The sequence below is a fragment of the Mycolicibacterium moriokaense genome (assembly GCF_010726085.1).
Taxonomy (GTDB): Bacteria; Actinomycetota; Actinomycetes; order Mycobacteriales; family Mycobacteriaceae; genus Mycobacterium; species Mycobacterium moriokaense.
Genome location: NZ_AP022560.1, coordinates 4884265 through 4894649, shown reverse-complemented (window position 1 = coordinate 4894649; position 10385 = coordinate 4884265). Strand labels below are relative to the sequence as shown.

Here is a 10385-nt window from a genome sequence, read left to right as displayed (position 1 = left end):
CTTACATCCACAGGAGAAGAAATGAGTACTGCAGTTTCGTCTGTACAGACGTCCACGCGGGTCGAGCACGCCGACCTCTGCATCGTAGGAGCCGGCATCGCCGGGCTGAACGCCCTTTTTGTGGCAAGTCAGTATCTGACCCGCGATCAGAAGATCGTGCTGATCGATGCCAGGGAGCGGTCCGGCGGCATGTGGGTCGACACGTACGACTACGTTCGATTGCACCAGCCGCACGGCCTCTTCACCGCGGGGAACATCGAGTGGACCCTAGACCAGGATCCGTCGTACCTCGCGACGAAGGACGAAGTTCTCGACCACTTTGAACACTGCCTCGACCTGCTCAGGCAGCGGGTGGCGATCGACGAGTACTTCGGGTGGTCGATGCAGTCCCACGATGAGATCGACGGGAATGTGCTGATCACCTGCAGGTCCTCGGGCGGCCAGCGCATGGTGGTGGAGGCGAAGCAGCTGATCAAGGCCTACGGCTTCCGCGTGGTACCCAACGATCCGCTCGAAATCTCCAGCACGCGTGTGCAATCGGTGTCTCCGGATTACTGCGATATGCGCAGCGGTGAAATACGTGCCAGCGACTCACCGGTGTGGATCATCGGTGGAGGTAAGACCGCGATGGACACCGCGGACGCGCTCATCACGGAATATCCCGGCCGCGAAGTGAATCTGGTGGCGGGTTCCGGCACGTTCTTCGCGAGCCGCGACAAGTTCTACCCTGCGGGCGCCCGCAGGTGGTGGGGCGGCGCGCTGGTGAGCAGCATCGCCCGCAAAGCGTCCCGCCTATACGACGGCACCAATGAGACGGCGGTAACGAATTCGGTTCGCACGAAATTCGGTACGTGGTTGACCCCCGAGGCGGACAACTTCCTCATCGGGGTGTTGTCCGAAGAGGAGAACCGGAGAATCGAGGCAGGTCTGAACGACGTGATCATGGATCATTTCGTCGATGTCGTCGACCGCAACGGTGTGACCGAGATGCTACTTCGTAGTGGCGCCACCAGGACCATCCAGCCCGGCAGCTGGATAGTGAACTGCACCGGATACCTGGACGGTGGCGACCACCCTTACGAACCCTATGTATCCGAGGGCGGTTCGGTGGTTTCAATCCAGAATTACTCGGCCACAATGCATTTGACGTCGTTTGCGGGCTACTTCCTGACACACCTGTTGTTCCTGGGTAAGATCAAGGAAGTCCCGTTGTACGAGCTGGACATGCGGGATCTGCGAAAGAAGTCGAGCCTGGCGTTCCCGTGCACGCTCTTCACGCTTGCGCAGTACAACCTCAGCCTCATCTACGACGTTGTGCCGACCAAGGTGTTCCTTGATTGCGGAATCGACTTCGACCGCTGGTACCCACTTCCGCGCCGCATGGCGGCCACGGTGCGGTTCATGCTCACGCACCGTCGCGAGCGCGACCACCTGCGCCGCATCCTCGACACGGTGCGCGAACGATTCGATGTTCGTTGCGGACCGTTGCCGGCGCTGAACACAGCTCGCGATGCGCGGGAGCGTGTCGCATGACCACCGAAATGAAAGGCAGACCAGCGATGCTCGAGATGACCCACGTCACCAAGTCCTACCAGATCGGCGGCCAGAGTGTGCGCGCCCTTGACTCGATCGACTTGAGTCTGCGCGGCGGCGAATTCGTGTCGATCGTCGGCCCGTCGGGCGCGGGCAAGAGCACCTTGCTTCACATGCTCGGAGCACTGGACCGGCCGGATGCCGGATCAATCCGGTTCCAAGGTAACGAGATCGGCAATCTCAACGACGAGAAGCAGTCGGAATTCCGCCGCCACAGCGTGGGATTCGTCTTCCAGTTCTTCAATCTGCTTCCGACGATGACGGCCTGGGAGAACGTCGCGGTGCCCAAGCTGCTCGATGGCGCACGGCTATCGAAGGTGAAGTCGCACGCGTTGGATCTGCTCGCACTGGTCGGGCTCGCGGAACGCGCAGAGCATCGGCCGTCGGAGATGTCCGGTGGTCAGATGCAGCGTGTCGCCGTCGCGCGGGCGCTGATGATGAACCCGCCGCTCATCCTCGCCGACGAGCCGACCGGCAATCTCGACACGAAGACCGGGGCGGCGATCATGGGCCTGCTCACCGCCATCGCACATCAGGACGGACGCTCGGTGGTCATGGTGACGCACAACCTCGAAGCCGCTCAAACGACGGATCGGGTGATCACGCTCACCGACGGTCGCATCGGTTCCGACGTGCTGGCTGGAGGGTTGCGATGATCATCGACCGCCTGCGCGTCTTCAATATCCGCGAGTGGCGCAGGCACCCCGGCCGTACCGTGCTGTCATTTACGGTCGTGGCGATTTCGGCGATGCTCCTCGTTGCGGTGTTCGGCATCGCCGGGTCGATCACCGGATCCGCCGACCGTTTCGTTGCCGGGATCGGCGGAAATGCGAATCTCGAGGTTTCCGGCGTCACCGACACCGGGTTACCCGAAGCCGTCCGAGTCGACGTCGCGAAGGTGCCGGGGGTGGCCGCGGCCGTACCCATGCTGCGAACGTCCATCGGGCCGGCCGCCGAACGCGTCGTCCTGCTCGGCGTGGACGAGAGCATCAATGCCATGCAGAGCGATCTGCAGCGAGCGGTACAGGATCAGATCGGCTCGTTGGCAACGGGACCGGGCGCTGTCGCGGTCGGCGTCGCGACCGGACATGCGGTGGGTGATTCCATTGCTGTAGGCAACGGCAAGGCGACGGTCGCTGCCGTGATCACGGGTGCGGACGCCGAAAAGATCAACGGCGGCAATTTCATCCTCGGGCCGCTGCCGCTGCTTCAGCAATTGACGAATCGCGTCGGCATGATCGATTCGGTGCTGGTGATCGCAGCGCCGAACGCCGATCTCGCATCGGTACGTGCCGATGTCACCGAGGCGGTAGGCGGACGGGCCGTCGTCACCGATCCGACTTTCCGCTCCGCCAAGAGCAGCGGAGCCGTTTCGATCATGAGCACCTTGATGCTGTCGGCGGCGTCCTGCTCGCTCATCGTCGCCGGATTCCTGATCTTCAACGCGATGAGCATGTCGATATCCCAACGCCGCCCCGTGATCTCGTTACTTCGGGCCGTCGGCGGCAAGAAGTGGCAGATTGTGCGTGACCTCCTGGCTGAGGCAGGTCTGGTTGGGTTGGTCAGCGGAATCGCCGGATCGGCGCTGGGCGTTCTGATCGGCCGACAGGCAATCGCAGGTCTGCCGGCTGGTCTGCTGCAGGGCCTCGAAACGCGAACCGACTACATCCTGCCCGGCTACGCAATACCCGTCACCGTGGCCGCATGCATCGCCGTGAGCGTCGCGGCGACGGCGTTGGCGGCCCGCCAGGTGTACAAGGTGACGCCGGCGGAAGCCCTTGTCCCGGTGGGCACGTCGACCGCCGATACCGTTCCGCCATCGGTCCGCGCTGTGGTCGGCATCCTCGGGGTGTTCTTCATCGGCGCCGCGGCATACATCGCGTCCATCGACCTCGGCAAGCTGTCGGTGGCGGCCATCGGGCTCGCGGTGGTCGGTGATATCGCTCTGTGCTTCGCCTTCGCGGCCACGATTGTCCGCGCCGCTTCGGCGGTGGCCCGGGCCTTTGGTTCACCCGGCGCGCTGGCGGCGGCGACGATCGAACGCGCCCCTCGGCGAGTGTGGGCCACGCTGATGACAGTGATGATCGCGGTGTCGATCACCGTGCAGAGCACGGGCGCCAACACCAACGCGATCGATTCGACGAACGCGAGTTTCGCCTCGCTCACCGACGCCGCGCTGTTTGTGAGCCCTTCCCCGCCCGGCGTGCTCCCGACCGCACCAATGCTGCCATCGGACGCCCAGTCCTCGGTTGCATCGATCCCAGGCGTCGCAGCAGCTGTTCCTACACAGATGGCATTCGCAACGCTCGGCGACAACCGAGTGGTTGTCCAGGGGCTCGCGCCCGGCTCGGTTGGGCCCCCGGTCAGCGACATGAATCCGCAAGTCCTGCAACAGATGCTTGCTGGAGAAGGCGTCGTGGTGTCACGCGAGATCGCCCGCAATCTGGGAATCGGACCAGGCGATGTGGTGACATTGCCCACCCCCACCGGCGAACGCAAGGTCAGGGTGCTGGAAGTGGTCCCGTACTTCTCGCTCTTCGGCGGTCTCGTATCGATGGGTCTGACTCAGATGCAGGAGTGGTTCGATCGTCCCGGGTCGACCATCCTGGACGTCAAGCTCACGCCCGGCGCGGATCGCGCCGAAGTCGAAGCGCTGATCAAGGATCGGTTGCCGTCCGACGTCCTCGTGTTCTCCGGTGACGAGTCAGTGGCAGCCATCGAGAAGGGGATGGCGTCGACCACCAGTCTCATCGACGTCATGGCGTGGATCGTCGTGTTCGTCGCGAGCATCGCGCTGCTCAACACCCTGATGTTGTCCGTCTTGGAACGGCGCCGCGAATTGGGTGTGATGCGGGCGATGGGCGCCTCGCGCCGCTTCGTGTTGCGCACGGTCGTCGCCGAGGCGGCAGGCATCGGTGTCGTCGGCGCGGTGATCGGGGCGCTGTTCGGTGCGGTCAACCAGTATCTGGCTACGTCCGCGTTGACCAATGTGCTCAGCATCGATGTCGACTACGCGGTCCCCGTGCTGGCTGTCGTCTTCGCCTGCGCCGCATTCATGTTGACGTTGCTCGGGGCGATTCCACCGGCCGTTCGCGCGGCGCGCCTTGAAATCGTCGAGGCCGTGGCAGTCGAATAGCAGGGGTTCTCGTGCCCGCAGCTGGCTATCGCCGTGGCAATCGGAGGATCTGTGCGGCCTGGTCGGGCGTCGCGACGGGTCGGCCCACCCGCTGGCACAGCGCCACGGCTTCCGACACCAGGTCGACGTTGGTCGGCGTGCGGTCGCCGCCGTAGAACTCCAGTCCCACATGGAGGTTCCCGCCGCGTTCGAGGGCAAGCTCGGCGAGTCGATTGGCGCACAGGTCACCGCCGACGATGGAAACCGCCCACGGAATATCGCATCCCTCGAGCAGTTCGAGGTATGCGTCGAGCGCGCGTTCGGTCGGGGGCAGCCCGAAAGGCGCACCGAGGTAACCCCGTTCGGTGGAGAAGTACAGCTTGATCATCGCCCCGGGCGGCAATCGGCCGGCGCGCCACCACGCGAGGGTGGCACGCAGAAAGCCCGGTTCGTAGATCGCCAGACTCGGGCCGAGCCCTCCGTCGCGGCTGATGTCGAAGGCGCGGCCGATCACCTCGAAGGAGTTGCGGTAGACGAAGTCGCCCGAGGGCAGGCCGTCGGCGTCCCTGATGCCCAGGTTCACCGAGCCCGGATCGGTGATCCCGATACGCATACCCGCCGCGGCCAGTGCGATCAGATGCTCATACGAACATGAGCCGTCGGCGTCGAAATGAATCGTCGGATACAGCAGGGCATCGGGCCGGGCGGCAAGCACCGGACGCCACGCATCGAGATACCGCTCGACCGCGCGCTCCACACTGACCCCGGGCAGATCGATGTGGTTGTGGATGATCGCCGCGCCAGCTTCGATACAGGCCAAGGCGTCAGCGGTGATCTCGGAAGGTTCGACGGGCACATGCGGGTTTGCGGCCTTCGACGTCACACCGTTGATCGCACATTCGATGATGACGGGGTCCATCGGACTCCTTTCCTCGCGATCAATCACGATCGTCACACTTCCCATTCGCGCTTTTGGACGCCGCCGGTTGTAACCGTGTGGCTGAAATTCAGGCGCAATCGCGCCATGACGTTACAACCGCGTCGGCTGATCGGCTCCATCGTTGAGATGCGCGTCGCTGCGACCTAGGGTTCAGGTGTGACGACTCGTCCGGCCTTCATCGACTTCCACTTCGACGTCATGTGTCCCTACGCGTATCAGACGTCGCTGTGGATTCGCGAGGTCCGAGACCTGACCGGCGTCGACGTGAACTGGCGCTTCTTCAGCCTCGAGGAGATCAACCGTCAGGAGGGCAAGAAGCACGCGTGGGAACGGGAGTGGTCCTACGGCTGGTCGATGATGCGCATCGGTGCGCTGTTGCGGCGACGCTCGATGGCGGACCTCGACGCGTGGTACGCCCGGGCGGGCAGGGCGCTGCATGTCGACGGACACAAGCCCCACGAGAAGGCCGTCGCGCGCCATCTGCTCACCGAACTCGGTGTGGATCCGGAACTGGTCGACCAGGCGATCGCGGATCCGACCACCGGTGACGAGGTGATGGCCGAGCACCAGCGGGTGGTCGACGCCGGAGGATACGGCGTACCGACGATATTCTTTCCCGACGGGCAATGCCTCTTCGGCCCGGTGCTCATCGACCCCCCCACGGGCGAGGCGGCGCTGCGGCTCTGGGACGCCGTCGTCGCCTGGACGGAGTTCCCGCACCTGTACGAGCTACAGCGGCCCAAGACGCCAGAAGACGGAAAGCTGATCACCGAGACCTTCCGCTCCTATCTCGAGGCTCGCGACTGGGTGTCGATCAATCGTGGTGAAGTCATCACCTTCGACACGTGACGACTGGACCAAAGCCCGCGACTTGATAAAACAGAAGTGGCTAGGTCCAGCTGTTCCACCCCACGCAGATGCAGTGCACGGTGGAGTTCAACCCCGTCATGTCATGGCACACGTATTCGCCGTGTCGATAGAGCTCGTGAGCTTCTTTCGGGCTACCTCGAAAGTCCAAGTTGTGTAATTCTTTTGGGTGACCGCAGGTGCGGCAGTAGTGGGTCAGCTGTTCGACACTGCTTTGCGTTTGGACATCGGTCGCCATGATCACGCTCCTGTTCGGTTGATCATCGTCAGAATGCTCCGAGCGGCGGAGTAGTAATAGGGCCGATGGACCCCTCGTCGACCGTGGCGAAATGCCCTTAATAGCCGGTTTCCGAAGTTGGTCGCTGCGCAAAGAGGCTGCGTTGCAGCGCCTTACGATGTGTCGGTCAGTGGTCTACGTGATCCTTCACCGGCATGGCTGCAATACCCGGGGTATCGACGCCGACCCTGCCGACCTTCTGCGCTCCACCTGGCGAGCCCAGCGGCTCCGTACGCCCGGGCAGCACAGTCTGGAAAAACGCGGCATTGTCTTCGAGGTGCCACAGCTCGTCGTCCTCGAGGTCGGTCTCATATTCGATCGCCTCGACACGGCAGACCAACTTGCACGCCCCGCAGTCGACACACTCGTCGGGATTGATGTAGAGGGTGCGCGCACCCTCGTAGATGCAGTCGGCCGGGCACTCCAGTACACACGACTTGTCCATGACATCAACGCATGCTGAACCGATCACATAGGTCATGTCACCACGGTAGAAACCCGATGCGCCGAAGCGCGGGAGCCCAATGGCACGAGCGGAAGTGACCTTAGTCCCTCGCCGTGTACCAGCGCTTTCGCGTGCCGGCAACCCAAGCCACACCCGCCAGCACGATGTGACCCACGCTACCCGTTTCGGGGACTTTGGTCCGTAGTAGGGGAGCGCAGTTCCGGCGCAGAATCCGGTAATGGCCAGTCTCGCGGAGCCGACGGTGCGCGACGAGCTCGACCGTGTCGTAGCGGAGCTGCGCACCAGATTCCCCGATCGCACGCGACCGGATATCGAGAATGTCGTCAACGGGGTGTACACCGAGCTGTCTGCAACAGCGACTGTCACCGCGCACTTGATTCCGCTGACCCTCAACAGGAGTCGACGCATCCTCACCCGCGGTGCAACGTCCGATCGTCCGATGCGAGCGGTCGGCTCGCGCTAATCCAAGGAGAATGAAATGTCTGCTTCAACCGCGTCTTCGGACACCAAGCACCACGGCATCGTCGTCGCCGTCGACGGTTCGCCCGCATCGGATATCGCGACGGAATGGGCCGCCCGAGACGCGGCACTTCGTAACGTGCCGTTGACGGTCGTTCACGTCTTGCCCACGGTGGACACCGGTGCGTGGGTGGACATTCCGATATCGGCCGACTACTGGACCGAACGGGATCGGCTCGCCGAGCAGGTCGTCAACGACGCCATGAAGGTGGTGCACGAGGCCACCTCCGGCGCACCGGGTTTCCCCACCGAGCATCTGGTGGTCCCCGGACCGGTGGTGCCCACCCTTACTGACCTGTCGAAGGATGCCGAGATGGTCGTGGTCGGGTGCCGCGGTCTCGGCGGTGTGAAGGGGTTGTTGCTTGGGTCGGTCAGCTCGGGGCTGCTTCACAATGCCCATTGCCCGGTAGCAATCATCCACGACGAGGAGCCGGTGACGAACTATGCCGTTAGTGCGCCGGTGGTCGTCGGTATCGACGGCTCGCCGGCATCCGAGCGCGCGACGGCCATCGCCTTCGACGAGGCATCACGGCGCGGCGTCGAGCTGGTCGCCGTCCACACGTGGCTGAACAGCGCCGATTTCGCGATCGACGTGGCTCCTGAGGGTGTGGCGGCGCAGGCCGATGAAGAGCTCGCGCAACGGCTCGCCGGCTGGAGCGAACGCTATCCGGACGTCGTCGTCAGGCGGGTCGTCAGTCACGACGCGCCGGCCCAGCGTCTGCTCGACGAATCGCAGCAGGCACAGCTCCTGGTCGTGGGCAGCCACGGTCGCGGGGCATTCGCGGGCCTGCTCCTGGGTTCGGTGAGCTCGGCCGTCGCACACGCAGCGCGGATTCCGGTCATCGTGGCCCGTCAGTCATAGGTCGACACCGCAAGTCATTCGGATACGGGTCTTTAGACCCTCTCCAGATCGACGCGGAAACGGCAGCCTGACAGAGGACACAAGACTTCTCCTATCGAGGTTGGACGAATGAGCTCACATTTTCCCGGCACCGAGACGATGCGGTCGGCGCTGCTGCTGGCCACGAGGGCCCCGTCGGTGCACAACTCACAACCGTGGCGCTGGGTGGTGGGCGATGAGAGCCTGCACCTTTACGCCGACCGTGATCGGCAGCTGCCGAATACAGATCCCGACTCTCGGGACCTGCTCCTGAGTTGTGGTGCTGCACTGAACCACTGCGTGGTCGCCTTCGCGGCGTTGGGCTGGGCGGCACGGATTCACCGGTTCCCCAATCCCGTCGATGCCGACCATCTGGCCTCGATCGAGCTTCGTCGGCAGACGCCGGCCGATCTCGACATCAGTTTGGCGGCGGCGATCCCGCGTCGACGCACCGATCGCCGCAGTTACAGCGAATGGCCTGTCGCCACTGGTGATCTCGCGTTGATGGGTGCGCGCGCTGCGCGCGCTGGCGTGACCATGCGCAGGATCGACGACATCACGCACCTGAAGCACATCGTCGCCGACGCCGCCTTGCGGCATTCCTCCGACTCCGAGTACTCGGCGGAATTGGCGGCGTGGAGTGGAAGGTATGCGTCGGTGGCAGGTGTCCCCGCTCGGAGCACGCCGGTACCGGACGCGTCAGCGGCGATTCCGGCGCGGTGGTTCGCCGGGTCAGCACTTGCTCAACCCCCTGACGTGGATGCGGCGGAGGACAACGCGGTGGTCCTCGCGTTGGGCACTACGAACGACGATGATGTGTCGAGACTTCGTGCCGGTGAAGCCACCAGCGTGGTGCTGCTGACTGCGACCGCGCTCGGGCTCGCGAGCTGCCCGATCACCGAGCCGTTGGAGATTCCGGAGACGCGCGAAGCCGTCCGGGTAGAGGTTCTCGGCAACGAGAGCTATCCGCAAATGCTATTGCGCGTCGGCTGGGCTCCCATCAATAGTGATCCGCTTCCCGCCACACCGCGCCGTCCGCTGGCGGACGTGGTTACCCGACTGGATGACGCGCCGCTCGACTAGCGGGACCTAGGGCGGTCCAGGCGTTACCCGATGCGTGTTCAGCTCTGCTGCAAAGTGCGCTTCTCGACGCAGTGACGCGTTGTCACCTTCTGCGACTTCCGCGTTGAGGCGCTTGTGCAGCCGGGTCGCTGCCTTTGCGCGCCGTCGGTTGTAACCGTATGGAGAGAATTCGGCCGCAATCGCGCCGTGGCGTTACAACCGCTGAGACGGAGTAGCGACGGCCGACGATGACGCGACGACGGCGGTGGCGTGAGTCTGCTGCGCCGTGAGGGTCGGATGTCGTCCGAGTGAAGTTCGGTGCGGCCTTCCAGTCGTCGGCTGTCTTACGAATGATTGTCACGGCGTCGCCTACCAGTCCGGTGTCGGAAGGACGCCGTTGCGCAGGGCCGCACCGATATTGGCCATGACGTGTTCCAGCACCCCGTTGAAGGACCCGTCGCGGAGCAGGTCGGAGGCCTCGTGATGCTGAAGATAGGCTTCAATACGTCGGTCGATCGGCCAGTCGGCGTAGATGGGAGTGGAGAACTCCGATCGCAGGAACCGCCATGCGACGGCCTCGAGGTCTTCGGTTTCGAGCTCGGGCTCGGTCGGGGTCATAGGCATTCCTCTTGGATGTGTATGAGCGTCTCCATTTTTTCCGCTCAG

The 10385-nt window shown here is 63.9% G+C and carries 10 protein-coding genes; 7 read left to right on the top strand and 3 right to left on the bottom strand.

Annotated elements, in window-relative coordinates; translation table 11 throughout:
• Positions 1-21: 21 nt before the first annotated feature.
• The 3 genes from G6N43_RS24060 to G6N43_RS24050 are packed head-to-tail and all read left to right on the top strand — an operon-like array spanning position 22 to position 4729.
• Complete coding sequence (locus G6N43_RS24060) at positions 22-1533, top strand: FAD-dependent oxidoreductase (RefSeq protein ID WP_083149319.1); 1512 nt, start codon at positions 22-24, stop codon at positions 1531-1533.
• Complete coding sequence (locus G6N43_RS24055; RefSeq protein ID WP_234809991.1) at positions 1530-2249, top strand: ABC transporter ATP-binding protein; 720 nt, start codon at positions 1530-1532, stop codon at positions 2247-2249. The genes G6N43_RS24060 and G6N43_RS24055 overlap by 4 nt, the downstream gene beginning before the upstream one ends.
• Positions 2246-4729, top strand: coding sequence for an FtsX-like permease family protein (locus G6N43_RS24050; RefSeq protein ID WP_083149321.1), 2484 nt, complete (start codon positions 2246-2248; stop codon positions 4727-4729). Before G6N43_RS24055 ends, G6N43_RS24050 begins: the two co-directional genes overlap by 4 nt.
• Before the next feature lie 25 nt (positions 4730-4754).
• On the opposite strand, the gene G6N43_RS24045 is transcribed toward G6N43_RS24050, so the two are convergent.
• Complete coding sequence (locus G6N43_RS24045; RefSeq protein ID WP_083149322.1) at positions 4755-5627, bottom strand: beta-keto acid cleavage family enzyme; 873 nt, start codon at positions 5625-5627, stop codon at positions 4755-4757.
• A 219-nt stretch (positions 5628-5846) separates the two neighbouring features.
• Between G6N43_RS24045 and G6N43_RS24040 the strand changes: the two genes are divergently transcribed.
• Positions 5847-6497: a mycothiol-dependent nitroreductase Rv2466c family protein gene (locus G6N43_RS24040; protein WP_234810003.1), complete on the top strand. Its 651-nt coding sequence runs from the start codon at positions 5847-5849 to the stop codon at positions 6495-6497.
• 422 nt (positions 6498-6919) lie between these two features.
• On the opposite strand, the gene fdxA is transcribed toward G6N43_RS24040, so the two are convergent.
• Positions 6920-7273 (bottom strand): ferredoxin, encoded by a 354-nt coding sequence (fdxA, locus tag G6N43_RS24035; protein ID WP_083149324.1) that lies wholly within the window; start codon positions 7271-7273, stop codon positions 6920-6922.
• A gap of 202 nt (positions 7274-7475) precedes the next feature.
• On the opposite strand from fdxA, the gene G6N43_RS24030 reads away from it, so the two are divergent.
• From G6N43_RS24030 to G6N43_RS24020, 3 genes are all read left to right on the top strand, one after another.
• Positions 7476-7721, top strand: a complete 246-nt coding sequence (locus G6N43_RS24030) for a three-helix bundle dimerization domain-containing protein (RefSeq protein WP_083149325.1) — start codon at positions 7476-7478, stop codon at positions 7719-7721.
• Between the two features lie 15 nt (positions 7722-7736).
• A complete protein-coding gene (locus G6N43_RS24025; protein ID WP_083149326.1) occupies positions 7737-8639 on the top strand; it encodes a universal stress protein in 903 nt (300 codons plus the stop codon).
• 108 nt (positions 8640-8747) lie between these two features.
• Positions 8748-9740, top strand: coding sequence for an Acg family FMN-binding oxidoreductase (locus G6N43_RS24020; protein ID WP_083149327.1), 993 nt, complete (start codon positions 8748-8750; stop codon positions 9738-9740).
• Positions 9741-10088: 348 nt separating this feature from the next.
• Here G6N43_RS24020 and G6N43_RS24015 read toward each other — a convergent pair whose 3' ends face one another.
• Positions 10089-10337: a hypothetical protein gene (locus tag G6N43_RS24015; RefSeq protein ID WP_165761843.1), complete on the bottom strand. Its 249-nt coding sequence runs from the start codon at positions 10335-10337 to the stop codon at positions 10089-10091.
• Positions 10338-10385 lie beyond the last annotated feature (48 nt).

What these genes read in the sequence shown, in the direction of transcription:
- G6N43_RS24060 (WP_083149319.1), top strand. Translation starts at nt 22, where the DNA reads ATGAGTACTGCAGTTTCGTCTGTACAGACGTCCACGCGGGTCGAGCAC.
- G6N43_RS24055 (WP_234809991.1), top strand. Translation starts at nt 1,530, where the DNA reads ATGACCACCGAAATGAAAGGCAGACCAGCGATGCTCGAGATGACCCAC.
- G6N43_RS24050 (WP_083149321.1), top strand. Translation starts at nt 2,246, where the DNA reads ATGATCATCGACCGCCTGCGCGTCTTCAATATCCGCGAGTGGCGCAGG.
- G6N43_RS24045 (WP_083149322.1), bottom strand. Translation starts at nt 5,627, where the DNA reads ATGGACCCCGTCATCATCGAATGTGCGATCAACGGTGTGACGTCGAAG.
- G6N43_RS24040 (WP_234810003.1), top strand. Translation starts at nt 5,847, where the DNA reads ATGTGTCCCTACGCGTATCAGACGTCGCTGTGGATTCGCGAGGTCCGA.
- fdxA (WP_083149324.1), bottom strand. Translation starts at nt 7,273, where the DNA reads ATGACCTATGTGATCGGTTCAGCATGCGTTGATGTCATGGACAAGTCG.
- G6N43_RS24030 (WP_083149325.1), top strand. Translation starts at nt 7,476, where the DNA reads ATGGCCAGTCTCGCGGAGCCGACGGTGCGCGACGAGCTCGACCGTGTC.
- G6N43_RS24025 (WP_083149326.1), top strand. Translation starts at nt 7,737, where the DNA reads ATGTCTGCTTCAACCGCGTCTTCGGACACCAAGCACCACGGCATCGTC.
- G6N43_RS24020 (WP_083149327.1), top strand. Translation starts at nt 8,748, where the DNA reads ATGAGCTCACATTTTCCCGGCACCGAGACGATGCGGTCGGCGCTGCTG.
- G6N43_RS24015 (WP_165761843.1), bottom strand. Translation starts at nt 10,337, where the DNA reads ATGACCCCGACCGAGCCCGAGCTCGAAACCGAAGACCTCGAGGCCGTC.